This window comes from Maridesulfovibrio bastinii DSM 16055, from assembly GCF_000429985.1.
Taxonomy (GTDB): domain Bacteria; phylum Desulfobacterota; class Desulfovibrionia; order Desulfovibrionales; family Desulfovibrionaceae; genus Maridesulfovibrio; species Maridesulfovibrio bastinii.
In genome coordinates this window covers 15,382-42,373 of sequence record NZ_AUCX01000026.1, presented here as the reverse complement: position 1 = coordinate 42,373, position 26,992 = coordinate 15,382, and the positions used below count along the sequence as shown (strand labels likewise).

Below are 26,992 nucleotides of genomic sequence, written 5' to 3'. Positions count from 1 at the left end.
CCGGCAGAGCGAAGCCTGCGTGCGAGCCCAAAACCAGTCGGTCCAGCCTCATAGCACACAGCTGAAATATATATGCGAAGTGATGCCAGTCTGTTGGTAATAGCTTCAACATCAGCTGGAGTCGTCCAGCTCTCAACCATTCCATCTGCTCTAAGCAAGGCCACACTAAAACTACGTTTATGTACATCAATACCTACGAAAAAACGTTGACTTTGAAAGCCTTCCACAAACCTACTAATTGATGATATTGTAAGTCTAGCCATGTCAGCCCTCCTTGTGAGTTTCGCTTTTACTGGTATTCTACCAGATTAAACCCGGGAGTGCTGACATGGTATTTTTATTGTCCCATGTCTGTCTGTCCGTAGCTAGAGAATAGTGTTGGTTAGTAATTTTGTGTGAAGGTCTGCTATTTAAAGTTCATGGGTCATTGTATAGTAATGTTTCATTGTGGAACACTAAAACCTATTTAGAATTATACTAGGAATATATTAATTGTATTAATGCTTCTGTGGCATAATTTTTTATATTGTAAGTTGATCAATTTTTATTCAGAAAATGTATTTTAATACTGTCCATAGAAAGTAATAATGCAACTTAGGTTTAAAATAGTAATTTATAAGAATTTTTATTTATAAAATTTTTTATTGCTTTGAATATGAATCATATTTTTTACTATGTGAAAAAAATAATTAGTTTTTCCTGTTGACATACTCAATAAAAGTATAGTTTGACCATTGTCAGGAGGACTATTATGGAATTTGAAATTGATTTTGTTATCGGACTTGGCTTTTTTATGGTCGTCTCAATATGTTTAATGCTTGGTGCAAAAATATTAAACTCAGCTTCGCCGGAAGCGCAGGAGTCAGAAAACCGCAAATCTGGTTTTTTCAAAAAGTTAATGTCTGCTGATGAAGATTTTTATTGCTTTTTCCATAAGAACACTCTCTACAAAAAGTAATTATCTTATTGATCAGTTTTTAATAATTTTAGCCTGTCTTTAGTGATCGTTTTTTTACGAGAAGATTGTATAAATATTTGCATACGGTTCTTTATATAGAAAAGGCCGAATCCTTTAAAGGATTCGGCCTTTTCTGTTTCGGTGCACTTGAAGGTGTTTTATGCAGGGTCGTTTATCGGTTTATGGTTGATGACATACTTAAAGATAAAGATGCCAAAAGCCAGAACCGCAGCGATAATTCCTGCAATCAGTGAGATATTGTAATCAAGGTTGAAACCTATTTTAGCCATGCATATGAAGCTGACGCAGACTGCGGTCATAAATGTTGCCGGAATGGTTGCAATCCAGTGCATTTTTTCACGCTGTGCAAGGTATACTGCGGCAGTCCAGAGGACCAGCATTGCCAGTGTCTGGTTAGCAAAACCAAAGTAACGCCAGATTGTTGAGAAGTTCTGGGTTGAAATTATGTAACCGAGGACGAACAGTGGAACTGCAATTACAAGACGCTTAATTGTCGACTTCTGGTCCACATTGAAACTTTCAGCAACAATAAGTCTGGTTGAACGGAAAGCTGTATCACCACTTGTAATAGGGAGAACAATTACCGCGATGACGGCAAGAAAGCCTCCGACCTGTCCGAGAAGGGTTTTAGAAACTTCTGCGACAACAGCTGCAGGGGTTCCAGCTGTTACAACTGCGTTAAGAGCTTCAGGTGAGTTGTAGAAAGAAAGTCCGAGAGTACACCAGATGAGTCCGATAATACCTTCGATGATCATTGAACCATAGAAAACGGAGCGTCCTTCACGTTCATTTTTAACACAACGTGCCATGAGCGGGGACTGTGTAGAATGGAATCCTGATATTGCTGCACATGAAAGTGTGATGAAAAGAAGCGGCCATACAGGTTTGTCTGCAGGGTGGGTATTAACTGCGAAATCAAGATTTGGAAGTATTGTATGATCTGAGAAGAACAGAGCAATAACAAGGGCTACTGTCATTGTAAGAAGGAGGACTCCGAGAATCGGGTAAAAACGTCCGATGATCTTATCAATGGGAAGAATTGTTGCCAGAAAATAATATGCGAAAATACATGCTACAAAAATACCGGAGTGGACGCCGGTGAGGCCTGTGAGCAGTTTTGCAGGGCTTAGAACAAAAACTACACCAACAAGCATAAGAAGGACGAATGAGAAGACTCTCATTACCTGACGGGCTGACATTCCGAGGTATTCTCCAACAACCTCAGGAACACTTGCTCCATTGTTTCTAAGTGAGAGCATTCCGCTGAAATAGTCATGAACGGCTCCGGCAAATATACATCCGAAGACGATCCAGAGCATTGCAACAGGTCCGTAAAGAGCACCGAGAATAGGACCAAAAATAGGTCCGATGCCTGCGATATCAAGAACCTGAATAAAGATGAGTTTCCATTTGGGCATCGGCATATAGTCGATACCGTCATTTATAGCATAGGCGGGTGTAGTGCGATTTTCATCAGGTGCAAATACTTTATCAACAAATGTTCCGTAAGTATAATAACCTATGATTAGTGCAGCCACACAGACAAAAAAGAAAAGCATAAACAAACCTCCGTAGAAAACTATTACCCCGTGGCGGGAATATTTCTAGTAGATTATTGTTTGTGACATTTTCTACACAATTTGCGTGAAATGACCTTTTGAATGCTTAAGTTGACTTATGTTCTGTTTTGTTGGCGATGAATTGAATTTTTCAATGCCGGAATGTGAAAATCAATTGACGTTCCCTGACCGGGAGAGCTTGTTATATTGAGAGTGTGCTGTGGGCCGTATATCTGCTCAAGCCTTGTCATACAGTTACGAACGCCTATTCCCTGTGATCTCGATTCCATGGCACTTTTAACCGTAGCATTATGGATCGTATTTTTATCCATACCTATACCATCATCGATTATTTCAATATCCAGCAACTCATCGTTCTTACGGGCTTTAATATGTATTGTGCCACCTTCCTCCTTAGAAAGAATTCCGTGGCGGACTGAATTTTCAACAAGTGGCTGAATGATAAGAGGAGGTATTGGCCATTCAAGGCATTCTTCTTCGATGTCCAGTACAACATTTATTCTGTCCCCGAATCTGGCCTGTTCAATGGCCAGATAGCTTTTAAGCTGTTCAAGTTCTTCGGAGAGCGGAACATATCCTCTACTCAAATCAAGATTGCGGCGCATATACGAAGAAAGATCCTGAAGCAGATTTCTGGCTTTTTCAGAATCTGTTCTACAGAAAGAGGTTATTGTATTCAACGAATTGAAAAGGAAATGGGGGTTTATTTGAGAGTGAAGTCTTCTTATTTCTGCATGGGCAAGCATCTGTTCCTTGATTTGAATATCCTCAAGTTCAAGCTGGGTTGAAAAAAGGTTTCCAAGCCCTTTGGCAAGCTCTTGGAGGGTCACATTGAGTGGCATGTCCTTTGTTCCATAAAATTTTAGTGTGCCAACAATTTTTCCGCCTTTATTAAGAGGGACAACCATTGCGGAAGTGAGCGGACAGTATTTTTCCTCACATCTGATAGCTTCTTTACTGTTTAGATATAATGATACTCCGCGTTCAAGTACTTCGTGAGTTGACTCTGTCCTTATTTTGCATCCCGGAAGATGATGATCATCTCCGGCCCCGACATGCGCCAGAACATTTCGTGAATCTGTTACGGCTACAGCAGCTACTCCCACTCTTGTTTTGATTATGGCTGCCATAGCTTCAGCTGATTCAATTGTTAGTCCCGAGCGCAGGTAGCTGACTGTATGGTTTGCTATATCAAGTATTTTTTGAGCATGAACGGAATCACGTCTTTCCCTGTCTCTGGAAAAGATATTTATAATTTCAACAAACAGCCCCGAACCTATGGTATTTATTATGATCATTGGAGGAGCTATCAGTTTTACAAGATTAATGGCTTCGCTGTATGGCCTTGAAAGAATAAGTATAAGGCACATGTGCAGGGTTTCACCAAGCAGGGCCAGTGTGCCGGCAACTTTCCAGCTTAAGGCCCGGGATGAAAAAAAAGTTCCGATATAGCCAGCAGCAAAACCTTCGATGGCTGTTGCAATTCCACATGGCCATGCACTGAATCCGTTTATATCCATAAGGATTCGGTGGCTTCCGGCTATAAGACCGGAACCGATCCCAACCAGTGGTCCTCCAAAGAGTCCTCCGGTGATGACAACCATTGCTCTGAGGTTTGCAACAGATTCAAAAACTGAGTTTCCAGTGTAAGTTCCAAGAATTCCGCAGGCTCCAAAAAATAAAGTCATCAGGAAGGTTCTTGAAGGGCCTTGCTCATGGGTAAAGCCTATTTTTTGTGCCGGAGTGAAGGTCATTACCAGAAAAACTCCGCCTACAAGAAGGCCGAATCTTTCTGCGAGAGTTAGTATTATTTCGTATGTATTCATTTAATTACAGTTCTATCGCAGATTTGAAATTTTTAACCCTGGCTTTACTGACAGTTATTTCTGTTTTTTCAAAATTGTTGAGAGTAAGTATATACTTACCATTAAACCAAGGCGCAAATGAACGGACAAAAGCAAGGTTTACAAGTTGGGATCTGTTTGCACGGAAAAATGCAAAATTATCAAGCCGTGATTCAAGTCTTTCAAGAGTTAAATCTGATTGGCAGGGGAGCTTATGTTTTTCGGTAATTGCAAATACTTTCCTTGATTCACAATCAAAATATAATATTTCTTCTGGATTGAGCAGAATGTTTCTGCCGGAGTGCTCTACGGTTATTCTTGAAATTCCGGGTTTCAATCCAACTTCAGCCAAAAGTTTCTGCAAAGATGCTGATGAAGTTTCTGCCTCGTCATTTTCTTCGATGCGCGATCTGACCCGATCGATAGATTTTAGCAGTCGATCCATGTGTACTGGCTTTAGTATATAATCGACGGCATTTTCTTCAAAAGCTTTGATAGCATATTCATCATATGCCGTAATGAATATTACAAGTGGGGTGAACGGGTCTTTCATTATTTCTGAAAGGACATGAAAACCGTCTTTGCCCGGCATCTGTATATCCAAAAAAACAAGATCCGGTTTTTTTTCACGAATAATATCAACCGCTTTACTGCTGTTTCCGGCCGTTCCAATAATTTGAATATCATTAACTGACGAAAGTAGGTATTTAAGTTCGTCTATGGCTGGAAGCTCATCATCAACTAAAATCGTTCTTATTATTTTATGTTCGTTACTCACGGCAACATATTAAAGGTTTGCATTTAATATTGGCAAGAGTGTTTTTTATATTGTTTTTTATTTAAATAAATTCAAGATATTAAATATATGTAGATTAACTGAATTACGGGCAGAGCAGGGTAGTGACAACTCCACCCGTAAATAGAATTAAATATTAAGCTGATTAAATCCAGTTCACATTTTAAATCCAGTTCACATTTGCTTTATTTCTAGGTGGAATCAATTTGTATTTCTGATTAGGTCTCCCAAGCATCATAGCTCCACCTATTTTGTGGTCAGCGGGAACTCCAAGAATTTTTTGAAGTTCACTATTTTGTCTGGCAGCAATTGTAACAAGCCCGCCCCAACAGACTCCATATTTTTTAGAAGTTGCTAAAAGTTCCATATAGGTTAGGGCAATAGCGCAATCGGTTTCAGTCCATAGATAGTTTTCTGGAGAATGTGCTATGGCAAGTGTAGGAGCTCCTCGTAAAACAACATCATATCCTGATTCGGCAGCTCTAAGATGATATGACCTTTTCGGATCTGTCGCGATCCATTCCAAAGTGAGTTTTTTAACTATTTCAAGTTTTTTAGGATCGAAAATTACTGTCCAAAAAATATTCTGGGAGTTTGAAGCCGTAGGCGCGCAACGAGCTATATCTATAATTTTTTCAATTTCCAGACGGTCAATAGGCTTGCGTTTGAAAATTCTAGTTGAGCGGCGAGATAGGAGAAGTGCTTCTAACGAACTCGGTTCGGGAATGTTTTCTGGTGTTCGTAAAAAAATATCTGTTTTGATCGTAGAGTGGGTTAAAGCTCCTTTTGGGCATATAGCAACGCAGTGACCACATTCTATGCAATTGTGCTCGTTCTCTTTGTCCGAATATGGAATGCCGTCATTTAGCTTAATGATATTAACCGGACAGACTTTAGTACATAATCCATCATGATTGCATTTATTGAGATCAACCGTAATTAGACTCATTTTATTCTCCTGTGATTAGTTTTAAAAAAAATTGGTATCACCGTGAGAAGTTTATAACAATCAGGCACATTAAAGTTACTAAGTATCCTTCAGGGAAGCTTGGATTGTGAATCATAACCTGGAGCTATAGTCCTGCATATTGTGGAGTAGCAGCGTCTTCAGCTGAAATGACTTGCAATCCTAAGGTCTAGAGTATATATAGCCAACTTTCCCAAGGCCGGAAGTCCTTTTTCGGCCAATATATATAGAGCGGAGAGGTAGCGAAGTCCGGCCGTAACGCGCTCGACTCGAAATCGAGTTATGGGAAACCATACGTGGGTTCGAATCCCACCCTCTCCGCCATTGCCTATTTAAACCCTCGGAATCATTGAAAGTGACCGGGGGTTTTATCTTTTCTGCTTCCCAACTGCTACACCAGAGTGCTACACTGGGGGACATGGAAGAGATGGCAAAACACCCACGAATGACGTTGAGGAAGGGAACCAGAAACTGGCAATTTAGAGCCAAAATTCCGGTCGATCTTCAAGAAGTATATGGCAAGAAAGAGATCACCTACAGCCTCCGAACAGCAAACTACCAGGAGGCCCTAGAAAAAACTCGTATTGCCTCAGTGAAGCTCGACCAAGAGTTTGCCGAGAAACGCCGCCAGAGGGACGCTGAGGCAGTCGATAAGCTGTCCGAGATCGAAGTTGAACGTATCACGGCTATATGGAGGCATGAGGCTCTTCAAGCCGATGAAGAATCGCGCATTAACGGTCTTTCTCCTACAGAATTTCAGTCATGGGATGACGCAATCACCTTTGCCTATGTCGAAGCAAGGGAAAGTCTCGCTACGGGAAATCTCAACAGAATTTCTGTAGAACTCGATGACCTCCTGGATCAGATCGGGATGAAGGTTGCCAAGGGAAGCGAAGTCTACAAACAACTGGCGTATGCCCTCCTGAAAGCCAAGGTGGAAACCCTGGAAGCTCTCAAGGCCCGGCATGAAGGAAGGGTTGTAAAGACCCCACCTGAATCAGCGTTACCCGTCACTGTCACCCCTATGGATACCGACAAGAATGACCCTACCATCACCCAGGTTCATGCAATGTGGGCCGAGGAACACCTTGCAGCAGATGGACCGGAGAAAACAGTCAAGGACTTCGGGACATACGTTCGTCGGTTCGTGGAGCTTCACGGCGATCTTCCTGTATCTCAAATTACGAAGAAGCATGTCCGAGACTACAAGGACGCCATGCTCAAGTATCCATCCCGGAGAGTGGGCAAGCTCAAGGACATGACGGTTCCACAGCTCCTGGAGTACGTCCGGGAACATCCAGACACCCCTGTCATATCCCCTCGCACTGTCAACGACAGAGCCTTAGGAGCAATCGGAGCTGTCCTCGGATGGGCAGAATCGAATGACTACATCGAGACTAATCCGGCATCAGGCGTGAAGGTCAAGGCCATGAAAGTGAAAAGGACCGCACGTCTCCCGTACTCCGTTGAAGACCTCAACACGATATTCCGTTTCCCGATCTACACCGAAAACGACAGACCCCAGGCAGGAGCGGGAGAAGCGGCCAAGTGGTTGCCCTTGCTTGCGGCTTTCACTGGCGCACGGCTGGAAGAACTCGGGCAATTAACACTGGATGACATTCGGGAAGATCAGAACATCAAATACCTGGATATGTCTACCTTGGACGAAGGGAAGCGCAGAAAGACGGAAAGCTCAAAACGCCGTGTCCCGATACACTCAAAGATCATAGAGCTTGGCTTCCTCGACTACGTGGAAGAAATCAAAAAATCAGGACGTAAACGTCTGTTCCCCTACCTCGCCTCTTCGGGAGAGAAACGCACAGCTTCATGGTCGAAGTGGTGGGGAAGATACGCCAGGAAGTATGGTGGATTCGACAAGCTCAAAGTCTTTCATAGCTTCCGTCACGCCTTCAAGGATGGGCTTCGTGAAGGTGGAGTCCAAGAGGAAGTCAGTGACGCTCTGACGGGCCACGCTCCGACCACAGAAGGCCGCAAGTATGGCGGCAATGGGTATCCCCTCAAGCGATTGAAGGAAGGCGTTGAAAAGCTCTGTTATCCTGGTCTGGAGATTGACCACTTGAAATCATAAAACGCCCATATTTTGATTCTGAGGCATTTTCTTTTGCCAGATTATAAACGACAAGAGAGGCCTGTGTAAAATGCGTCAGAAGCGAAATGTGAGCGAAATGCGGCGAACGTGTCCTGGCGGCTGTCACCGAGGAAGGCAAGGCGTACTTCTCGCCGCGCCATGTGTGCGATGCACTTGGTATTAGCTGGCCGACCCAACGTGTGAAGATCATGGAAGATCAGGTTCTTTCGACCTGCGTGTCGGAAATGAACACGCAGCTTCCCGGCTCCGGTCAGCGTCGGAAGTACACCATGCTCCCCATCGAGTACGCCAATGGCTGGCTGTTCACGATCAAGAAGGTTCGCCCTGAACTCCAGGCCAATTATCACTTGGCAAGATTGCATACAACACTGAAACTATTGACTTTATATTCTCAATCCTGCATATACTGACTCCAGTTTTCTTTACTCAAACTTCAAGATCAACTGGAGGTATACCATGCTAATTGAGTTCAAGAGCTTTATCTTTGAGATCACCCTTAACTGGCTCTACATCCAGGTTCCTTTCATCGGGGCTTTATTCGTCGGGAAGGGGCTTCCTACCGTGTTCGACTGGTGGTCGGAGGTAAAACAAACGAAGGCAATTTACGGATAGCGAAAGTCACATTATTACAGTGAGTTAAAATTAACCCTCACTAGTAAGAAGAATGAGGCCACGGAATTAAGGCCCACTAGTAAGAAGAAAGACCTCCCTCCCGATGGGAGAGGGGGATATAGGGGGTGAGGGTAAAGATAGATATACTAAAGAAATCTATAGATAACCTAAGGTGTAACCTATCTTACCTCTTCTCTAACCCCTTATCATAGAAACCTGTAGTAACCCTGTAGAATACACTGGTAGCCCTTCAGCTAGCTTCAGTGAATCCAGTGGACGACCACAGAACACCTACAGTAACCCCGTCACGATGGGAGTAGGTGGGAGCGAGGAACGAAAGCCCTTCACCCACTTACTCCCTCTTCCAGTGGCTCGTAAGAGCTGCGCCCATATTTCTCCTCCTCCTTTGGGTCAGTCTCTGGTTCCAGGGTAGCTCCCCTGGCAGAGTCATAGGCCCACTGTCTCCCGTCTTGTGTCTGCGAGTCATGGGAGCGGTGGGCCTTTAATTTCCTTCATGTTCCTCTCCTCCCGCCCTTACGTGTCTCCTCCCTCATCGTGGGGCATCAGGCAGGGCAGTCTTCAAACATGGGCTGTCCTGCCTCTTTTTATCGAATGTGCGCCTTTTCAACACTACATACAGGAGTTTCATCATGTCCAAGAACACCAAGCACAATGACGCATTGAAGATCGAAAACAATCAGCCCCAGGTCCGTTTGAAAGGTTCCGGCAGAAACCGGAAGTACGGCTTCTGCACAACCCCGGAGCTTGAAGCAGACCTGGAGTTCATCCGCAACTGGTACGGCGATAAGATGAGTGGTCGTTCCGTGTCGCCCTCCGTGGTCGTTCGTCGTTCTCTCGTAATCCTTGCCGACCATCTCAGAAACCTCCAGCCCGGAGACGAGTCAGACCGAGAACTTATCACGTTCCTCATGCTGGCAGGGTCCAGGGGCAAGAGTTCCATCAAGTAGCGTGGAGGTAGATCGAAATGAATAAAGCAGATCAAGAACAACTCAAGTCCCTTTGGTTCGCTCTCAGAGATACGATGATCGACCAACTGAAAGCAGAAGACACCCCGAAGGCATCCTTCCTCAACGTAGTTCGGCAATTCCTGCGAGACAACGGTATCACCCTGGATTCCATCGGTGACCCTCTCGCTATGCAAGAGGCCCTTGAGAAGATGACCGAAGACCTCCCCACCTACGACGACGAAGAATGGAAGCATTAGGAGGCTAGCCCATGTGTGACGCAATTAGTCCTACAGTGATGTTCTGGTCAGCAATGGCGATGAGTGCGGCAACTGCCGGGGCGAGTTACATGATGTCTTCTGAACAAGCCCAGGCCCAGGCCAACTACCAGTCCAGGATGGCCGAAGAGAACAATCGGGCCATGATGCAGAACGCTCAGATCGCCAACAAGAACTACGTTGAACAAGCCGCTGCCGCCAACATGCAGCAGATGCAGAAGCAGGACCAGACTGCCAAAGAGGTACAGAACCTCCAGATCGAGCGTCTCCAGAAGGCTGGTACGGCAATGGCTTCCAGTGAATCCGCTGGTGTCTCCTTCGAGAACCTCATGGCTGACTTCTATCGCCAGGAGGCTCGTTACAGGGATGCCATGAGGCAGAACCTGGAGATGGATGCAGTCCAGAATGACATCGCCGTATCCGGCTTCCGACGTGAGGCCAAGAACCGTGGCTCCAGCTTCCAGCGTTACATCCCGTCGCCTGTAAGCCGACCGAGTATGATCGGTGCTGGTCTGTCTATCGGAGCTTCTGCCTTGGACAACTACAACAGGTACTATGGCAAGAAATAGCGGGAGGTCTGATATGAACGACAAGGACCGGAAACGTCTTGCACGTCTCAAGGCCAACCCGACACATTGCTCAGTCCCTGGATGCTTCCAGTACCGCAAGAACTTCTCACAGTATTGCCGCTACCATGACGACAGGAACCGAGACACCGGACACCCGCTTGGCAAGACCGTGACCAAGGGAGAACTCAAACCATACCTGGAGAAAGCCCAGGCGTTCACTGAGGCCAACAAGAACCACGCCGCTCTCACGTCTGCCAGGGTAATGCTTGGCGACCTCATGGCAAAAGCCCAGTGGTACGAGATCAACCACAAATCTCAAGCCGTATGGCCTCGCGTCAGTAACTGGCTTGTCAGGCTTCGCAGTGCCGGAGTTACCCCTTCCGAAATTCTGACGGTCATCATTGCCATGTTCATCATGCAGGAAGATGACCCCAGGCGGTTCAAGAGCGACCGTGAGTTTCGTCACTCCCTCGTTACCCGCATCCTTCGCCTTCCGTCCTCCCGAAAGGAATGGGAAGGCAAGACCATCTACCGCAAGGACCGCATCACCGTAGGAGTGAAGGACTTCCTGTCAGAGAAGCTATGCAACTCTGGCATCGGAGTACTAGCCCTGCGTGTCTCCCGGTACATCCTCAAGCGGGAACGGGAAGAGCGGGAGGTACTGCAAGGCAGAGTGACAGGGATGAATGAACCGTTCACAGACTATAGGGAATAAACGGCAAAACATCGTTTATATCATTCAGCTCAAAATTGAGCCGAAACATATTAACCATCAAACCCCACGATAACTTGGAGAAATATCATGTACGACTACAACACCTACGACGAAGGCATGTCTAACATCTACGCCCCGAAAGAACCCGTCACCCCCAGGACCGGAGACATCAGCACCAATGGCCCTGGCATGACCTGTGATTCCTCCGGTCGTCTGACCATCCACCATGAGCCGACCACGTATGACGTATGGGATGAACAGCAGAAGGCCAGGAGAAACGGAGCGCACTACCTGGATACCGCCCGTACCGCTTCCGGCACACCCATCATGGGCCGTGACGGTCTGACGGAGGATTCCATCGTTACCCTTCGAGACGGTACAGAGGCCAGGGTCAAAGACATGGTTGCCGCTGGCATCCTGACCAAAAACCCTGACGGCACGTTCTCCGAGGCCACCTCTCCCAACACCTCTCAGGAGAAGCCCTCTCAGGACACCCCTGAAAGCCGAGAGGAACTTCTCGATGAAGGTAACGAGAAGATGCTTCATGCGCTCGGAAGCATGGTCGATGAGTCCACCATCTTCGGCGCGTTAGACCGTATTGCCGCCGGGGATGACATTGAGAACTACATCGGTCGTGCCGCCTCCCAGGTAGGCAAGGAACCGGGTGAAATGGCTGAGATCGTAGGGAACCTTCGCTCTCAATTTGAATCCCAGGCATACAAGGCCGTGTCTGACATGGGCATTGACCCTGACGAGTGTTTTGAATGGGTCCGTGAGAATATGCCCAGAGAACTTCACAAAGCCATCATGGACCATGCCGTGAGCCGTACCACTGCCGGATACAAAGCCCTTGCCGGGGAGTTCATGGCAGACCTGGATAAGGTGAACCCTGAGGCAATCCTGAACGCTGACCTTGGGGAAGGTATCCTTGAGGCCCGACAGGTGGGCAATGAGATTGTCCTTCTGACGGCTACGAATGGTGAGATCAACTGGAAGACGGCGGTCAAGATGGGGATTGTGAAGGTGGGCCGGAAGTAACCTGAAAGAGAACGGGAGGGACAATAAGCGTACTCTCCCGTTTCATAATTTCTGCTAAGGCTCAAGAATATTATGAGTCCTTTTTGATTTTTTCAACTGTTGCAGCTCCTCCAACTGTCGCTGCTCCAGAGATTGCAGCTCCACCTGCTGCAATCACAGTGGTTCCTGCGGCCATGCCTCCGCCTCCTGCAGCCAAGGCACCACCACCACAAGCCGCTAACGAGGCGTTTGTTAACGCAGCTCCTGATAATGTACCAATCGCCGTTCCGGTACTTGCGGCTCCGAGTAAACCGGCTCCACCTGCTGCTGCGGCTATGAGAGGAGCTGCGAAGAAGCAACCTACTCCACCAACCGCAACCGCAGCACCACCTAAAATCCATTTCCCGTAACCCATACTGAAATCCTCCTATAACGTATTCTTTCAATATATGCGCGGGATGGCTTTTGTCAAGTATCTGAGACCATCTGATAGATGGTTTTGACTAAAAAATCTGAGACGCTTTACAATATACCAGAAACGCCGCTTCCCCCCGGTGGGGGCGGTCGCTGGCCTACAGGGAGCCAGGAGCCGACGACAGGTGAACGATAGGCAGGGAGGGTCTTACCAATGGGTAGGAGGGGAGGGATGGAGATTGACTGTCTCACAAGATACACCTTCTGGAGCATTATCCCAACACCTCGCAACCCGCTTTTCACCGTGTAACAAAACCTCACATTGTTTTTTATTGACACACTTTCCCGTATCCCTTAGACCTTCTGTAACACGCTAAGCTATCAGGAGGGTAACGATATGGCACATGTAGGATACATCAGAGTAAGCACGGTAGACCAGAACACAGACCGTCAGCTTGACGGGGTTGAGCTTGCCCACGTCTATGAGGAGAAGGCCAGCGCAGCGACTACGAAGCGTCCTGTCCTTGAAGAGTGTCTGAGATTCGTTAGGAAAGGCGACACGCTCCACGTTCATTCTATCGACCGCCTTGCGCGTAATCTCGGCGACCTCCTGTCCATCCTCAAGACCCTGACGGGCAAGGGCGTTGCCGTAGAGTTCCACAAGGAACGCTTGACCTTCACCGGGCAGAACAACCCATTCCAGACCCTGCAATTACAGATCATCGGGGCAGTGGCTCAATTTGAACGTGAGATCATCAAGGAACGTCAAAGGGAAGGAATTGCAAAGGCCCAAGCAAAGGGCAAGCATTGTGGCAGGAAGCCTACGCTCACGCCTGAACAGATCCAGGAGATTAAGGACAAAGTGGCGGCAGGGGCAGAGAAGAAAGCCCTGGCGCAGGAGTACGGGGTGAGCCGTCAGACGCTCTACAGAATGCTTGCCACATAGCATGTTGTTTTTTATTCATCCGTATCAATCATCTAGTGACCGGGAAGCTTGCCAACGGTCGGTTGACGACTACGGAGCAAATATCGGGTGGAGTGATATACGATCAAGGAACGCTGGCAAACAATTACAAAGCCAATGAAGTAACTTTTGTGTCATTTTAGAGGTTTATAGTTTGCTGTTCTAATCAAAAATCTATACTGTTGCCTCTAAAAAATGAGAGCGACAAACTACTCTCCTTCATACTCAAAAATTGAATTGAAATATAACGGAATATTCATGGACCATACCGCACATAACAAACTGGTTTCTTTTATTTGGTCAATTGCTGATGACTGCCTCAGAGATGTCTTTGTCCGAGGGAAATATAGAGATGTCATCCTCCCCATGTTTGTGCTTCGGCGACTTGATTGTCTGCTTGAGCCAAGCAAAGAAGCCGTACTTCAAGAAGTAAAATATCAGAGAGAAGAAGTTGGAATGACGGTGCTGGATTCAAGCCCGTTGTGCGAAGAGTCTGGTTATGTCTTTTACAACACTTCTTTGTTCACTTTAAAATCGCTCCTGAACAATCCGTCCCAGCTTGAAGCAAACTTCAACAACTACCTCGATGGATTCAGCGACAACGTAAAAGAGATCATCCAGCATTTTGACCTGCGTAGCCAAGCCAGAAAGATGGCTGTTGCGGACGTACTTTTTGATGTCATCGAAAAATTCGTTTCGCCGGAGATCAATCTGGGTCCAGAACCTGTACGCGCCTCGGATGGTCGATTGCTCCCGGCGTTGACCAACCTCGGTATGGGCTATGTGTTCGAGGAGTTAATCCGCAAATTCAATGAAGAAAATAATGAAGAGGCTGGCGAGCACTTTACGCCGCGTGAAGTTATCCACCTGATGACCAACCTGCTCTTCAAGCCCGTTAATGGGAATCTGCCTCCCGTCCTGACCATTTATGACCCGGCGTGTGGTTCAGGTGGGATGCTTACGGAATCCGAGAAGTACATCACTGACCCGAATGGTGGGGTCAAAACCACCGCTGACGTGTATCTGTACGGAAAAGAAGTGAACGGCGAAACCTACGCCATCTGCAAATCGGACATGATGATTAAGGGCAATGATCCCGAGAACATCAAGTTTGGCTCGACCCTGGCTACTGATGAGTTTTCCAGCATGAAGTTCGATTTCATGCTCTCCAACCCACCCTACGGAAAGTCCTGGAGTTCGGATGCAAAGTTCATCAAGGACGGCAAAGAAATCGTTGATCCTCGCTTCATGGTGCGGCTGGAAGATTATTGGGGAGACGAAAACACGGAGGATGCTACCCCGGCCTCTTCTGACGGTCAGCTCCTGTTTCTGATGGAGATGGTCAACAAGATGAAGAGTCCGTCTTCATCCCCTCTGGGATCACGGATTGCTTGTGTTCATAATGGCTCTTCCCTGTTCACGGGCGATGCAGGAGGTGGGGCCAGCAATATCCGAAGGCACGTCATTGAGAACGATTGGGTGGAAGCCATCATTCAGCTTCCCACAAACCTGTTCTACAACACCGGCATCACCACCTATATTTGGATACTCTCCAACAACAAATCGGAAGAGCGCAAAGGCAAGATTCAGCTCATCAATGCTTCGGAGATGTATCGTTCGCTTCGAAAGAACCTTGGGGCTAAAAACTGTGAGCTTTCACCTGATCATGTTGACCAGATTACCAAGCTCTATTTGAGCATGGATCAGAATGAAATATCCAAGGTCTTCAAGAATAGCGACTTCGGATATTACAAGATCGTTGTGGACAGACCATTGCGTCTTGCTGCGCAATTCACACCAGAGCACATTGCCTCTCTTCGCTTTATGCCAGCAATCCGGGAAATCTCGGAATGGGCTTACGAAAAGTTCGGTGATGACGTGTACGTGGACTTGAAGCAGCACAAGGACCGCATTGAAAGCTATATCGACCGGGAAGAAATCAGCATCACCGCCAAGAACAAAGGCGCATTGCTCTCGGTGACCAGATGGCGTGAGCAAAAAAAGCTCATGGAGGTGGCTCAAAGCCTTGCTGACGCAATCGGCGATGCGTTGTTCATGGACTATAACCTGTTCGTGGACAAGATTAACAGCATCCTCAAGGGCCTGAAAATCAAGCTTGCCGCTCCGCAGAAAAAGCAAATTCTGAACGCTATGAGCTGGCGTGATGAAAACGCGGAAAAAGTAATCAAGAAAGTTCACAAACTCAAAGGCGACAAGCTCGACCAGCTTCTGAACAGGCTCAGAGCTGAAGAAGACGATCTGCCTGATTATGGATATTATCCGACGGATAAAAAGGACAACTTCATTGAATACGAGGCAGACAGTGAGCTTCGGGATTCCGAAGTGGTTCCGCTTGAGAAAGACATCCACGAATACTTCCTGCGAGAGGTGCGTCCTCATGTGGAAGAAGCCTGGATTGATCTTGAAAAGACCAAGATCGGCTACCAGATCAGTTTCAACAAGCATTTCTACAAGCACACCCCGCTTCGCTCTTTGGAAGAGGTTGCCGCCGACATTCTTCAGTTGGAGTCGGAAACCGATGGCTTGCTGAAAAAACTGATGAACTTTGAGGGAGCGCAATAATGATGCAGCTACCCCGGTATGAATCATACAAAGACAGTGGTGTCGAATGGCTTGGCGAGATTCCTGAGGAATGGAACCTTTGGCAAGGGTTCAAACTGTTCAAAGAGAACAAAAATAAAAATTCTGGAATGATAGAAGACACTGTTCTCTCGCTGAGTTATGGCAGAATCGTAATCAAACCAGAAGAAAAGCTTCATGGCCTAGTTCCTGAATCCTTTGAAGGTTACCAACTCATAGAACCAGCAGACACAATCATCAGAACGACGGACTTACAGAATGATAAAACAAGCCTTCGATGTGGATATGCAAACGATAAAGGGATCATCACTTCGGCATATCTATCTTTGAAGCCTCTCGGCACTGCAAATCCAAAGTTCACGTATTATGTTCTTCACGCTTACGACCTTCTTAAAGTCTTCTATGGTATGGGGTCAGGGCTAAGACAAAACCTGGATTTCAGGGACTTCAAAAGGATGATTATCCCAATCCCTGAAAGCGGTGTTCAAGAGCGTATCGTCTCCTTCCTCGACAAAAAAACAGCCGAAATCGACGAAGCCATTGCCAAGAAGAAAAAGCTCATTGAGCTGCTTCAGGAGCAGAAGTCCATTCTTATCAATCAGGCGGTGACCAAAGGGCTGAATCCTGATGCGCCCATGAAAGATAGCGGAGTTGAATGGATTGGGGAGATTCCGGCTCATTGGGAGGTGTTATATAACAGGCGCATATTCAGAGAAAATTCAAGAAAAGTAACAAATAGACACGAACTGCCTCTTTCGTTGTCGCAAGTTGATGGATTAATCCCATCAAAAGAAATGAAAGAAAGATCATTAAGACCTGCTCATTTTAACAATTTTAAAGTCTGCCTTCCCGATGATTTAGTCGTAAATAGGTTCAAAGGGCATTTAGGTGTCTTCTTTGCATCAACACACAGAGGGATAGTTACTTTTCATTATGGTGTATTTGAACCACAAAAAAAAATCGAAACAAGATATTATGAATATCTTTATCACACCCCAGCATATAAATGTATTTATGCTGGTGCATCAAATGGGATGACTGTTGGATTGCAGAATTTATCGAACCAGAATTTTTATGATGTGAAGTCATTGGTCCCGCCCATTAATGAGCAAGAGGAAATTGTTCAATACGTAGAAGAAATAAAAAAAGAATATGACAGTCTACATCTAAAAGAAATGCGCCAGATTGATCTTTTACATGAGTATAAACAGTCTCTCATCTCCTCAGCAGTCACAGGGGAAATCAAAGTCTAGGAGTCACCATGCCCAGCCAAACCGATGAAGCAGCTCTTGAGAGCCATATTGAAAACGCATTCCTTGCTGATGGATATGAAGCCGGGAATCCTGCCAATTTCGATTCGCATTTTGCACTGGATACCGAAGTGTTCTGGCGATTCCTGGAGGCGACCCAGCCCAAGGAATTGGACAAGCTCTCCTCGCAACATAATTGGCGTCGCATGGTCCTTGAACGGCTGGACCGCAAGATCAAGGCGGACGGCATTCTGTCCGTACTCAAGAAAGGGTTGTCCATTGACAATGCCCACTTGACGCTCCTCTACCGCGCTCCGTACAATGACTTGAACCCAGAGGTTATTCGGCTTTTCAACTCAAATATCTTCACCATCACCCGACAGGTTCACTATTCTGTCGGCGAGCCGCACAAGTCCGTGGACATGGTGCTCTCCATAAACGGTCTTCCCATAGCGACCTTTGAGCTGAAAAATCCCTGGACCGGACAGAACGTCAATCACGCCAGGAAGCAATATTGCAATGACCGTGACCCCAGAGAAACGCTTTTTCAGTTCAGGAGGTGTCTCGTTCATTTTGCAGTGGACCCGGACCTCGTGTTCATGGCCACCAAGATTGACGGAGCAAAGACCTTCTTCCTGCCCTTCAACAAGGGATACAAATTCGGCAAGGGCAACCCGCCGAACATGCTCGGGCACAAGACCGCGTATCTGTGGGAAGAGGTGCTTACCCGCTTGAGCCTGACCAACATCATCGAGCATTTCAGCAAAGAGGTGGTTGAGAAAGACCCGAAGACGAAGAAAAAAACTCGGAAGCTCTATTTCCCGCGCTACCATCAGCTCGATGTGGTTCGAAAAATCCTGGCGCATGCAAAGGCAAACGGAGTGGGAAACAGCTACCTCATCCAGCACTCGGCAGGATCAGGAAAATCAAACTCCATAACCTGGCTGGCATATCAGCTCATTGAACTTTACGATCAGGCCGGGGCGAAAAACATTTTCGATTCCGTGATCGTAGTCACGGACCGGAAGGTGCTGGACAAACAAATACGCGACAACATCAAGCAGTTTGCCGAAGTCAAAAATATCGTCGCTCCTGCCTTCAGCTCACGAGAACTCAGAGAGAATCTCGAAAAAGGCAAAAAGCTCATCATCACCACGGTTCAGAAATTCCCCTTCATCGTGGAAGGCATTGAAGACCTTTCCGAAAGAAATTTTGCGGTACTCATCGACGAAGCGCATTCTTCCCAGAGCGGCAGGGCGGCAGACCAGATGAACACGAGCCTCGGAGAACGAGAAGAGGGAGAGGAAATGGATTGGCAGGACAAGATTCTTGCCGCCATGAAAGGTCGTCGCATGAACGCCAATGCCTCCTACTTCGCATTCACGGCTACGCCAAAGCCTGCCACCTTGGAAAAATTCGGAACCCAGGACAGAGACGGGAAATTCAATCCTTTCCATCTCTACTCCATGAGGCAGGCAATCGAAGAAGGGTTCATCCTGGATGTTCTTGCCAACTACACGACCTACAAGAGCTACTACAAAATCCATAAATCCATCGAAGATAATCCGATTTTCGACAAATCAAAGGCACAACGAAAGCTCAAGGCGTTTGTGGAGTCGCATCCTGATACCATCGAAGCCAAAGCCAAAGTCATGGTGGACCATTTTATCAGCAGCGTATGGCAAAAGAAAAAGCTCAAGGGCAAAGCCAAAGCGATGGTGGTTACGCAATCCATCAATAGCGCGATTAATTATTTCTTCGCTATTCGAAAAGAGCTGAATGAACGGAATATGCCCTTCGGCGCGCTGGTGGCGTTTTCAGGTGACAAAACAGTGGATGGTGTGAAGCTCTCTGAGAACTCGCTGAACGGATTTCCTGGCGGCGAAATTGCCGAAAAGTTCAAGCTGGACGACTATAAAATTTTGGTTGTCGCCAACAAGTTCCAAACTGGATTTGATGAACCGCTCCTGCACACCATGTACGTAGACAAGCGGCTTCAAGGGGGTATGGCTGTCCAGACCTTGTCCCGATTGAATCGCTGCAACGACAAGATGGGCAAGAAGGATACGTTTGTCCTCGACTTCTTCAATTCCGTGGAAGAGATCAAGAACGCCTTTGACCCGTTCTATACGGCAACATCCCTGTCTGAGCCAACAGACGTGAATGTCCTGCATGACATCAAGGAACAGCTCGACATTACCGGCGTCTACGAATGGGATGAAGTTGAAGAGTTTAACAAGCTGTTTTTTGAAAAAGCTGATGCTGATCAGCTTTCACCGATTTTGGATACGACGGTTGAACGATTTGAAGAAGACCTTGATGACGATGAAAAGATCGACTTCAAGATCAAGGCAAAGCAGTTCGTAAAAATCTACTCCCAGGTTGCCAGCATCATTCCTTTTGAAAACATGGAATGGGAGATGCTGCACTGGTTCCTAAAATTCTTGATTCCCAAGCTCAAGGTCAGGAACCCTGAAGACGATCAAATCGACGACCTCTTGAACAGTATCGACCTCTCGACCTATGGCTTGCAGAGAAGCAAACTCGGCGTAAAGATCAAACTGGACTCGGAAGGATCAGAGCTTCCACCGCAGAATCCGAACCCGAGAGGTATGCACGGCCTTGAGGAGAAGGATCAGCTTGATGAAATAATAAAGGTTTTTAATGAACGCCATTTCGATGGATGGGATGCCACCCCGGAAGAGCAGAAAATAAAACTGATCAATATTGCCAAACACGTTGTTAGCAATCCCAAATACGCCGAACAAGTTGCCAATAATCCGGATCAGCTAAATAGCGATTTGGCTCTTAAGAAGCTCATCAAGCTTGCCGTTAACTCGGAAAGAAAACGGGAGCTGGACCTATACAAGAGCTACGCGAACGACAAGGCATTCGAAAGAACCTTTGATTCAACGATTGCAAGATTGCTTGCCCATTTTTCGACTCAAGAAATTCACGATTTGGCGGCGGGTCGGTAACTCTGGCAATCAACGAACTCTGAAAAACACAGGCAAGGGGCGTGGCTTCAAACGTCTATTGGAGGATACAATCTGAGCAAAATGAAAGGCGACAGGGGACCCCATACCGCCAGTAATAAGGTTGAGAAGGGGGAAGGAGCTATTGTTTTGTATGCTCTGTTACCTCGACCCAAGCTCTGCAGAACTTACTGTCCTCGTCAAAGTCATCGTTACTATTAAAAACACGATACAAAGCATCCAACAAGCTAGAACGCAGTTCGGAGCAGCTTGGGCAACGATCCCGTCCGAACTCATTCCCGCTTTCATTGCATCGGATAGCATAAGAATAGTCCTGCCCTGTCATCCCAAGATACAATTCAAAGCCTTCGCAGGTAGCATAAATCGTTGAGTAATCGCTTGGGCCAGCGATTCTGCACACAGCCCCCAATTGTTCCGTCACGTCAGCCATTGATCCTTCTTATGATTTGCTGTGGTAAGAAGCAGGTGATCAATAGAACACCGCTTCTGTTGCTGAACAGCTATACCTATTACGCAAAGTCAAACACAACGGAGCCCTTGCCATCTCGGCTAATGTTTCTTATGTCGGTCACGGTGAGCCTGCCAGGATTTTTAATAACGATTCTTGCCCCACTGCTGGCTGCATCACAAGCAATGTTTCTCATATCTGTAACCGTGAAGTTCTTGGAATCAAGGATAAGCCCTCCACCATCACGGGCAATGTTGCGACAATCTGTAGTAGTTGGTTTCATATTCAATCTCCTGCTTTATGCAGGATTAGATATAACTATACACATGTACTGTCAATTGTGCTTCCTGACTTCCTCTTGACCAACTGCTCCCCAAACTGCTACACCAAGACATCGGAAGCAGACATAAAAAGCCAACAATTCCGGGGCTTACATATCGAAAAGAGGGAATCCCACCCTCTCCGCCATAATAAAAACAAGGGTTTAGGATGTTTTTCCTAGACCCTTGTTTTGTTTTTTCTCTTTGTGATGTGCTTTTTAATGTGCGTTTGAATTTTAAAGAGGTTACTTAATCTTCGTTGCAGTCTTAGAGTTTTTCTCTATTTGGGGATCATCGGAAGCATCAAGAATGTCATGGTCAACTTGCAGTTCTCGAACATATCAATCCAAAACTTTTTAATCCATATGTCCAAGAAAGCTTTGAATTTGGCGTAGAGTGGCTTGGCGAGAATCGACCATTCTTGATGCTACATGATGCTTGATGCAATGATCTGTGAGAGGGGAGTATAATTCTTTTCAAATTATTTTAATCGTAAAAGTTCGCCTTTATGAGAAGCTGAGGTATGTTGTAGGCGAGAAAGGTTATAAGATCTTTGATGAATGTACTCACATAATTAAAAGTAATTTTACTTTTAAAAATCAGGAGAAGAATGGGTATGGAAAATGACAGATTAAATATTTTATGGACTAATGCTGACCCTGTTACTTCCGAATTGATGGTTTTAATGTATGCCAAAGCTTCTGCCATGCGGGGGTGGTGGAAGCATGTCCGGGTTATTATCTGGGGTGCGACTGCTCAGTTGGCGTCCAGTGATGAGAATATACGCTCTTTAATTGCTGAGGCTCAAAATGAAGGAGTGGAATTTAGTGCTTGCGAAGCTTGCGCAGACCGTTTGGACGTAAAGCAGTCACTTCTTGATTTGGGCATTGAAGTTATTTTCTGGGGAGACCCTTTAACTAAACTGATAAAAAGCAATGAAAAGTTGTTAACGGTATAATCCATAGGGTCTTAGCATTTTCATCTCTTTGCCCGAGATATGGAAAGTGAGTTTCAGTTAAGGATATCTAACATAAAGAATTTAATTATTCTCATTCTGGGGAACAGCACAACTGCTTGGTTCCCTAGAATGAGATTTTTATCATCTCAGAGACCAACTTAAAGGCATAAATATAACCAGTTGGTGCTAATCAATAAATTTCAGTTCAATCTCTTCGGTTCCTTCTTTTTGTTTCATTTCAAAATGTCCGCTGTTAACTATTGAGAATTTCTTTTTTTCCGCAGCATTCTTGAGTTGTTGTTCCAGATTTTCCGCAACATCTTTTTTGCAGTCAATATTGAAGAAAATTTTTAAGGAACTTGGCTTGCTATCATCAAATTGAATTAAGAAAGGATTGTAATCAATAAAAACCAGATCATCATACATGTGTGTGATGCTGAGGCCCATCTCTTCTATAATATCTTTTGTTATGCCAAGTGGTCTTAGTTCCATATTATTTACTCTCTTTATTATTTGTAAGTGATTAACCATTGCACAAATTAATTTCACCCGCAAGAAAAGTATACACCCATTCTAAATAATATATTTGTTCACTGCCGTTGGAAGTTTATCGCTCCCAGCTATGGTGAGGGATTTTATTATTTATTCTGAATAGTTTTCATAATATTTTTTACAGACCAAATTCTATCAACACTTACAAATTTCTAGTAAATTAAAATGTGTTAGTTCAATTTTGTATATTTTTTTGAAAAAAATACTAAAACGTATATAGTTGTATTTGAGTATAACTAATTATAAATGCGAAAAAAAAATACGAATAATTACGAGTATTGTCATTTTTGTCATTGAAAATTGACAAAAAAGTTTAACAGAGCTAAAACGCAAAGCACTCAAATCAAATTTTCAAACCTTGTGGGGTAGAACATGGGTTCAGTTGCGGCTTTGTTTAAAAAAATTTGTTCAGGTAGTCTCGTTCTTCAAATCCTAATAGGAATTATACTTGGGGTTGTGGTTGCAGTTCTTGCCCCAGAAGCCGGGAAATCAGTCGGCATTTTAGGATTGTTTTTTGTTAAGGGATTAAAGGCAGTTGCACCTATTTTGGTGTTTGTTATTGTAGCGGCTTCACTTGCCAACCAGAAAAAAGGAACTCATACTAATATGAGGTCCATTATTGTTTTATATCTTGTTGGTACTTTTATGGCAGCCCTTGTAGCAGTTGTGATGAGTTTCCTCTCTCCAACTGTAATGACCCTGACCGCTTCTAAGACAGCAATAACTCCTCCAGACGGGATAATGGAAGTTATGCGCACTCTGCTGTTCAAGATTGTTGATAATCCTGTAAATGCTTTAGCCACAGGGAATTTTATCGGGATACTTGCATGGGCCATTGCACTCGGATTTTTCTTTAAGCATTCAAGTGAAGCAACTAAAAAAATATTGAAAGACGCATCTGACGGGGTTTCTGGGGTTGTTAAGTTAGTAATCAGGTTTGCCCCTGTCGGAATTTTTGGTCTTGTCGCGAATATTATTTCAACTACTGGTTTTTCTGTCCTCGCAAGCTACCAGCACCTCATTTTTGTGCTGCTTTCCTGTATGTGCATAATCGCACTTATTATTAATCCGTTGATAGTTTTTCTTCTGACTAAAAAAAATCCATATCCTCTCGTATTTACCTGCCTGAAGGTTAGCGGAATTACAGCATTTTTCACAAGAAGTTCTGCAGCCAATATTCCGGTGAACATGGATCTCTGTAAAAAACTTAAACTGCATGAAGATACTTATTCTGTATCCATTCCGCTCGGGGCAACAATCAATATGGGTGGAGCTGCTGTAACAATTACTGTAATGAGCCTTGCCGCAGTTCATACACTTGGAATTCATGTTGATATGGCTACTGCTTTATTATTGAGTCTGGTCGCTTCTGTTTCGGCATGTGGAGCTTCCGGTGTTGCCGGTGGTTCGCTGCTGCTTATCCCTCTGGCGTGCAGTTTATTCGGCGTGCCCAATGACGTTTCAATGCAGGTTGTTGCTGCCGGATTTATTATAGGAGTTATTCAGGATTCAGCTGAGACAGCTCTTAACAGTTCCACAGATGTGCTGTTCACAGCTACTGCAGAATTTGCGAAATCACCCGAGAAGCACGAAGAGGCTTACGAGGTCATTTCTTCCAAAGCCTGTTAAAATTCTTTGTCATAAATTATAAAGAAGGCCGTAACCATTCGAAATGGTTACGGCCTTCTTTTATTCTCTTCTATGTTCTAAATAATATTGCAGCTATTCAAATTTTCACAATTTTAGCTGTATTTCTGGCAGGAAAGTTTGAGTCTGTTTTCAATCTCTGATTTGGTTATCGTATAAAGCTTATCAATTATTTTTAGCTGCATCGAAGCCGGACCTTCTGCTGTTTCTGCTGCTATTTCTCCGGCAATACCCAGAACCGCCATGCATGAAACCATACTCTCAGTCTTATCATTTGAAGTTGTTGCAAAGGCTCCGGCTAAAACTCCGGCGGAACATCCTAAACCTGTAATTCTGGCCATCAGCGGGTGTCCGTTTTCTATAAGGAATTTTCGACAGCCATCAGTGATCAAATCGATTTCACCGCTGACACATACGGTGCAGGAGTATTTTAAGGCTATCAGTCTGGCCGCTTCTTCGGCTTCAATTGAAGCATGTGAGCTGTCAACGCCTTTTGTTGAGTTCTCCTGACCGGCTAAGGCCATAATTTCTGACGCGTTTCCTTTAATGATATCAGGGGAAGTCGAGTTAAGCATTTTTGCACAGATTTCATTTCTAAACTTTGACGCGCCAACACCCACAGGATCAAATATTAAGGGTTTACCAATTTTATTGGCCCATTTCCCGGCTAAAAAAATTGATTCCACAAGATTATCGAGCGGGATGCCCATATTAGTGACAACAGCATCCGATATGCGAGTCAGATCTTCAACCTCTTTAATCTGATGAGACATAATAGGTGAAGCCCCGACAGCAAGGAGAGTATTGGCATTGATGTTGGCGGTAACGTAATTAGTGATCGATAATACGAGTGGTGAAGTTGATCTTACTTTTTCAAGTGCACTATATATGAAGTCTATATTTTCCATTTGTAATAACGCTCTTTTTAAAAAATTATTTTAAGCCTTTGATTTAAAATTAAATCAATTGGGTCTTTTTCTCCGGCGTAAGAAAAAGCTTTGCAGTAATTCCCTGCATTTATTTTCGGAAATTCCACCAACAGCCCATACTTTATGGTTTAAAAAGTTTATGTCTGATGGACTCAGATTAGATATGAGTGCTCCTGCTTTTTTGTCGTATGCACCGAAAACAATACCACTGACTCTTGCATGGATAATAGCTCCCATGCACATTATGCATGGTTCAAGTGTTACGGCGAGAATCGACCCTGCCGGAATCCTGTAATTTTGGGTGATACGGCAGGCCTCACGCAGACATTCTATTTCAGCATGCGAAGTGGGATCATTGCCTTGAATCGGGCGGTTCTGGCCTGTTGCAATCAAATCTCCGTTTCCAGAAAATAAAGCTGCTCCCACAGGAACTTCATTATTTGCTGAAGCCATGCAGGCCTGATTGAAAGCAACTTCAATCATTTCCTGCCAGCTTATTTTTTCGGGTGGATTTTGGGGCGCATCCCCTATCAGCTGGATAAGATTATTTTTCAACATATGGGGGTAACCATAGTTTATTTGAGGGAATAAAAAATAAGATCCCCGGAGTGTCGGGGATCTTATTAATAATTTTAACTATAGGCTCTTAAGATAATCAACTCCGCTTTTGATCAAAGCGGTTCCCAGAGTAGGAACATCGCTGCGGGTCCATTTGGGATAGTTAGTGGGGTGGTTAAAAGCTTCAGGGTGCGGCATCAGTCCAAGGATTCTTCCTGAAGGATCTGTAAGACCGGCTATTCCAAGTGGGGAACCATTTGGATTTGCTGGATACTCCATAGTCACTTCATCAGTTTCCTCGTCAACGTACTGAAGGGCTATGAGGTTGTTCTTTACCAGTTCATCAAGAAAATTTTCATCTTTGGGGATTATTTTACCTTCGCCATGACGGACAGGTAAATGCAGTGTATCAATATTTTTAGTGAAGACACACGGAGACTCTGCATTAGCTTTAACTTTTACCCAGCGGTCTTCAAAACGAGCTGAATCATTGTAGCTCAAGGAAACCTGACGGGTAAAGTATTCGCCTCCAACAGCAGGCAGCAGGCCAAGCTTAACAAGAAGCTGGAATCCGTTACAGATTCCCAGAATAATGCCACCGTTTTCAAAAAAGTTTTTGATTTGAGAGACTAGAGGTTTGTTGTCTGTTGTGCAGGCATGTTTCCAGCGTAATGCTGCTGCCTGAGCGGCTCCGAGATCATCTCCGTCAAGAAATCCTCCAGGAAAAATCAGGAAATTGTAACTTTCAAGGTTTGTTTTTCCTGTTACAAGGTCAGAAAAGAATGCGATGTCGGCCTGATCAGCTCCAGCTTTTTTTGCTGCATGTGCTGATTCCTGTTCACAATTGGTTCCATATCCGGTAATAGCCAGAGCTTTGACGCGGGCCATATATTTTCTCCTCCAGAGTTGACAATCGAAATAGT

The 26,992-nt window shown here is 45.2% G+C and carries 25 protein-coding genes, 1 tRNA gene and 1 pseudogene; 16 read left to right on the top strand and 11 right to left on the bottom strand.

Features of this window, described 5'->3' with window-relative positions; translation table 11 throughout:
* Positions 1 to 263 (bottom strand): annotated as a pseudogene (locus G496_RS0113095) (IS110 family transposase); the annotation flags it as partial.
* A gap of 488 nt (positions 264 to 751) precedes the next feature.
* On the opposite strand from G496_RS0113095, the gene G496_RS0113090 reads away from it, so the two are divergent.
* Positions 752 to 958 (top strand): hypothetical protein, encoded by a 207-nt coding sequence (locus G496_RS0113090; protein ID WP_027179673.1) that lies wholly within the window; start codon positions 752 to 754, stop codon positions 956 to 958.
* A gap of 158 nt (positions 959 to 1,116) precedes the next feature.
* On the opposite strand, the gene G496_RS0113085 is transcribed toward G496_RS0113090, so the two are convergent.
* From G496_RS0113085 to G496_RS0113070, 4 genes are all read right to left on the bottom strand, one after another.
* Positions 1,117 to 2,538, bottom strand: coding sequence for a carbon starvation CstA family protein (locus tag G496_RS0113085; protein ID WP_027179672.1), 1,422 nt, complete (start codon positions 2,536 to 2,538; stop codon positions 1,117 to 1,119).
* Between the two features lie 116 nt (positions 2,539 to 2,654).
* On the bottom strand, positions 2,655 to 4,385 hold the full coding sequence (locus tag G496_RS0113080) for a LytS/YhcK type 5TM receptor domain-containing protein (RefSeq protein ID WP_027179671.1): 1,731 nt from the start codon (positions 4,383 to 4,385) through the stop codon (positions 2,655 to 2,657).
* 4 nt (positions 4,386 to 4,389) lie between these two features.
* The gene (locus G496_RS0113075) at positions 4,390 to 5,181 is read right to left on the bottom strand and encodes a LytR/AlgR family response regulator transcription factor (protein WP_027179670.1); all 792 of its coding nucleotides are present in this window, start codon (positions 5,179 to 5,181) and stop codon (positions 4,390 to 4,392) included.
* A gap of 181 nt (positions 5,182 to 5,362) precedes the next feature.
* Positions 5,363 to 6,148: a nitroreductase family protein gene (locus G496_RS0113070; RefSeq protein WP_027179669.1), complete on the bottom strand. Its 786-nt coding sequence runs from the start codon at positions 6,146 to 6,148 to the stop codon at positions 5,363 to 5,365.
* A 251-nt stretch (positions 6,149 to 6,399) separates the two neighbouring features.
* On the opposite strand from G496_RS0113070, the gene G496_RS0113065 reads away from it, so the two are divergent.
* From G496_RS0113065 to G496_RS0113025, 9 genes are all read left to right on the top strand, one after another.
* Positions 6,400 to 6,490 (top strand) — tRNA-Ser (locus tag G496_RS0113065).
* Between the two features lie 94 nt (positions 6,491 to 6,584).
* Positions 6,585 to 8,255 (top strand): site-specific integrase, encoded by a 1,671-nt coding sequence (locus tag G496_RS19750; protein ID WP_156900653.1) that lies wholly within the window; start codon positions 6,585 to 6,587, stop codon positions 8,253 to 8,255.
* Positions 8,256 to 8,368: 113 nt separating this feature from the next.
* Positions 8,369 to 8,686: a phage antirepressor N-terminal domain-containing protein gene (locus G496_RS20950; RefSeq protein WP_084407572.1), complete on the top strand. Its 318-nt coding sequence runs from the start codon at positions 8,369 to 8,371 to the stop codon at positions 8,684 to 8,686.
* Between the two features lie 46 nt (positions 8,687 to 8,732).
* Positions 8,733 to 8,888: a hypothetical protein gene (locus tag G496_RS21155; RefSeq protein ID WP_156900652.1), complete on the top strand. Its 156-nt coding sequence runs from the start codon at positions 8,733 to 8,735 to the stop codon at positions 8,886 to 8,888.
* 650 nt (positions 8,889 to 9,538) lie between these two features.
* Positions 9,539 to 9,856, top strand: a complete 318-nt coding sequence (locus G496_RS0113045) for a hypothetical protein (protein ID WP_027179666.1) — start codon at positions 9,539 to 9,541, stop codon at positions 9,854 to 9,856.
* Positions 9,857 to 9,873: 17 nt separating this feature from the next.
* On the top strand, positions 9,874 to 10,113 hold the full coding sequence (locus tag G496_RS0113040; RefSeq protein WP_027179665.1) for a hypothetical protein: 240 nt from the start codon (positions 9,874 to 9,876) through the stop codon (positions 10,111 to 10,113).
* A gap of 11 nt (positions 10,114 to 10,124) precedes the next feature.
* Positions 10,125 to 10,700 carry a virion core protein, T7 gp14 family gene (locus tag G496_RS0113035; protein WP_051295038.1) on the top strand — a complete coding sequence of 192 codons (576 nt, stop codon included), beginning with the start codon at positions 10,125 to 10,127 and terminating at the stop codon, positions 10,698 to 10,700.
* Positions 10,701 to 10,713: 13 nt separating this feature from the next.
* The gene (locus G496_RS0113030) at positions 10,714 to 11,415 is read left to right on the top strand and encodes a hypothetical protein (protein ID WP_027179663.1); all 702 of its coding nucleotides are present in this window, start codon (positions 10,714 to 10,716) and stop codon (positions 11,413 to 11,415) included.
* An 87-nt stretch (positions 11,416 to 11,502) separates the two neighbouring features.
* Positions 11,503 to 12,453, top strand: coding sequence for a hypothetical protein (locus G496_RS0113025; RefSeq protein ID WP_027179662.1), 951 nt, complete (start codon positions 11,503 to 11,505; stop codon positions 12,451 to 12,453).
* A gap of 70 nt (positions 12,454 to 12,523) precedes the next feature.
* Here the strand turns inward: G496_RS0113025 and G496_RS19745 are convergent, their stop codons facing one another.
* Positions 12,524 to 12,847: a hypothetical protein gene (locus G496_RS19745; RefSeq protein WP_051295037.1), complete on the bottom strand. Its 324-nt coding sequence runs from the start codon at positions 12,845 to 12,847 to the stop codon at positions 12,524 to 12,526.
* A gap of 396 nt (positions 12,848 to 13,243) precedes the next feature.
* Here G496_RS19745 and G496_RS0113015 point away from each other — a divergent pair, with 396 nt between their 5' ends.
* From G496_RS0113015 to G496_RS0113000, 4 genes are all read left to right on the top strand, one after another.
* The gene (locus G496_RS0113015) at positions 13,244 to 13,792 is read left to right on the top strand and encodes a recombinase family protein (RefSeq protein WP_027179661.1); all 549 of its coding nucleotides are present in this window, start codon (positions 13,244 to 13,246) and stop codon (positions 13,790 to 13,792) included.
* 276 nt (positions 13,793 to 14,068) lie between these two features.
* Entirely contained in the window at positions 14,069 to 16,393 is a 2,325-nt protein-coding gene (locus G496_RS0113010) for a type I restriction-modification system subunit M (protein ID WP_027179660.1), read from the top strand.
* Complete coding sequence (locus G496_RS0113005; RefSeq protein WP_084407571.1) at positions 16,393 to 17,664, top strand: restriction endonuclease subunit S; 1,272 nt, start codon at positions 16,393 to 16,395, stop codon at positions 17,662 to 17,664. The genes G496_RS0113010 and G496_RS0113005 overlap by 1 nt, the downstream gene beginning before the upstream one ends.
* An 8-nt stretch (positions 17,665 to 17,672) precedes the next feature.
* The gene (locus G496_RS0113000; protein WP_027179658.1) at positions 17,673 to 20,639 is read left to right on the top strand and encodes a type I restriction endonuclease subunit R; all 2,967 of its coding nucleotides are present in this window, start codon (positions 17,673 to 17,675) and stop codon (positions 20,637 to 20,639) included.
* Positions 20,640 to 21,166: 527 nt separating this feature from the next.
* Here the strand turns inward: G496_RS0113000 and G496_RS0112990 are convergent.
* A complete protein-coding gene (locus G496_RS0112990) occupies positions 21,167 to 21,388 on the bottom strand; it encodes a hypothetical protein (protein ID WP_034633260.1) in 222 nt (73 codons plus the stop codon).
* Positions 21,389 to 22,041: 653 nt separating this feature from the next.
* On the opposite strand from G496_RS0112990, the gene G496_RS0112980 reads away from it, so the two are divergent.
* Positions 22,042 to 22,383 carry a DsrE family protein gene (locus G496_RS0112980; protein ID WP_027179655.1) on the top strand — a complete coding sequence of 114 codons (342 nt, stop codon included), beginning with the start codon at positions 22,042 to 22,044 and terminating at the stop codon, positions 22,381 to 22,383.
* Positions 22,384 to 22,569: 186 nt separating this feature from the next.
* On the opposite strand, the gene G496_RS0112975 is transcribed toward G496_RS0112980, so the two are convergent.
* Complete coding sequence (locus tag G496_RS0112975; protein WP_027179654.1) at positions 22,570 to 22,875, bottom strand: hypothetical protein; 306 nt, start codon at positions 22,873 to 22,875, stop codon at positions 22,570 to 22,572.
* Positions 22,876 to 23,307: 432 nt separating this feature from the next.
* Between G496_RS0112975 and sstT the strand changes: the two genes are divergently transcribed.
* The gene (sstT, locus tag G496_RS0112970) at positions 23,308 to 24,564 is read left to right on the top strand and encodes a serine/threonine transporter SstT (RefSeq protein WP_027179653.1); all 1,257 of its coding nucleotides are present in this window, start codon (positions 23,308 to 23,310) and stop codon (positions 24,562 to 24,564) included.
* A gap of 113 nt (positions 24,565 to 24,677) precedes the next feature.
* Here sstT and thiM read toward each other — a convergent pair whose 3' ends face one another.
* From thiM to G496_RS0112955, 3 genes are all read right to left on the bottom strand, one after another.
* Complete coding sequence (gene thiM, locus G496_RS0112965) at positions 24,678 to 25,490, bottom strand: hydroxyethylthiazole kinase (RefSeq protein WP_027179652.1); 813 nt, start codon at positions 25,488 to 25,490, stop codon at positions 24,678 to 24,680.
* Positions 25,491 to 25,544: 54 nt separating this feature from the next.
* Positions 25,545 to 26,069 carry a nucleoside deaminase gene (locus G496_RS0112960; RefSeq protein ID WP_051295036.1) on the bottom strand — a complete coding sequence of 175 codons (525 nt, stop codon included), beginning with the start codon at positions 26,067 to 26,069 and terminating at the stop codon, positions 25,545 to 25,547.
* A 78-nt stretch (positions 26,070 to 26,147) separates the two neighbouring features.
* Positions 26,148 to 26,957: a phosphoribosylformylglycinamidine synthase subunit PurQ gene (locus G496_RS0112955; RefSeq protein ID WP_027179650.1), complete on the bottom strand. Its 810-nt coding sequence runs from the start codon at positions 26,955 to 26,957 to the stop codon at positions 26,148 to 26,150.
* Between the last annotated feature and the right edge of the window lie 35 nt (positions 26,958 to 26,992).

Coding starts and splice junctions, on each gene's coding strand:
- G496_RS0113090 (WP_027179673.1), top strand. CDS start 752: ATGGAATTTGAAATTGATTTTGTTATCGGACTTGGCTTTTTTATGGTC.
- G496_RS0113085 (WP_027179672.1), bottom strand. CDS start 2,538: ATGCTTTTCTTTTTTGTCTGTGTGGCTGCACTAATCATAGGTTATTAT.
- G496_RS0113080 (WP_027179671.1), bottom strand. CDS start 4,385: ATGAATACATACGAAATAATACTAACTCTCGCAGAAAGATTCGGCCTT.
- G496_RS0113070 (WP_027179669.1), bottom strand. CDS start 6,148: ATGAGTCTAATTACGGTTGATCTCAATAAATGCAATCATGATGGATTA.
- G496_RS19750 (WP_156900653.1), top strand. CDS start 6,585: ATGGAAGAGATGGCAAAACACCCACGAATGACGTTGAGGAAGGGAACC.
- G496_RS21155 (WP_156900652.1), top strand. CDS start 8,733: ATGCTAATTGAGTTCAAGAGCTTTATCTTTGAGATCACCCTTAACTGG.
- G496_RS0113045 (WP_027179666.1), top strand. CDS start 9,539: ATGTCCAAGAACACCAAGCACAATGACGCATTGAAGATCGAAAACAAT.
- G496_RS0113040 (WP_027179665.1), top strand. CDS start 9,874: ATGAATAAAGCAGATCAAGAACAACTCAAGTCCCTTTGGTTCGCTCTC.
- G496_RS0113035 (WP_051295038.1), top strand. CDS start 10,125: ATGTGTGACGCAATTAGTCCTACAGTGATGTTCTGGTCAGCAATGGCG.
- G496_RS0113030 (WP_027179663.1), top strand. CDS start 10,714: ATGAACGACAAGGACCGGAAACGTCTTGCACGTCTCAAGGCCAACCCG.
- G496_RS0113025 (WP_027179662.1), top strand. CDS start 11,503: ATGTACGACTACAACACCTACGACGAAGGCATGTCTAACATCTACGCC.
- G496_RS19745 (WP_051295037.1), bottom strand. CDS start 12,847: ATGGGTTACGGGAAATGGATTTTAGGTGGTGCTGCGGTTGCGGTTGGT.
- G496_RS0113015 (WP_027179661.1), top strand. CDS start 13,244: ATGGCACATGTAGGATACATCAGAGTAAGCACGGTAGACCAGAACACA.
- G496_RS0113010 (WP_027179660.1), top strand. CDS start 14,069: ATGGACCATACCGCACATAACAAACTGGTTTCTTTTATTTGGTCAATT.
- G496_RS0113005 (WP_084407571.1), top strand. CDS start 16,393: ATGATGCAGCTACCCCGGTATGAATCATACAAAGACAGTGGTGTCGAA.
- G496_RS0113000 (WP_027179658.1), top strand. CDS start 17,673: ATGCCCAGCCAAACCGATGAAGCAGCTCTTGAGAGCCATATTGAAAAC.
- G496_RS0112990 (WP_034633260.1), bottom strand. CDS start 21,388: ATGAAACCAACTACTACAGATTGTCGCAACATTGCCCGTGATGGTGGA.
- G496_RS0112980 (WP_027179655.1), top strand. CDS start 22,042: ATGGAAAATGACAGATTAAATATTTTATGGACTAATGCTGACCCTGTT.
- G496_RS0112975 (WP_027179654.1), bottom strand. CDS start 22,875: ATGGAACTAAGACCACTTGGCATAACAAAAGATATTATAGAAGAGATG.
- sstT (WP_027179653.1), top strand. CDS start 23,308: ATGGGTTCAGTTGCGGCTTTGTTTAAAAAAATTTGTTCAGGTAGTCTC.
- thiM (WP_027179652.1), bottom strand. CDS start 25,490: ATGGAAAATATAGACTTCATATATAGTGCACTTGAAAAAGTAAGATCA.
- G496_RS0112960 (WP_051295036.1), bottom strand. CDS start 26,069: ATGTTGAAAAATAATCTTATCCAGCTGATAGGGGATGCGCCCCAAAAT.
- G496_RS0112955 (WP_027179650.1), bottom strand. CDS start 26,957: ATGGCCCGCGTCAAAGCTCTGGCTATTACCGGATATGGAACCAATTGT.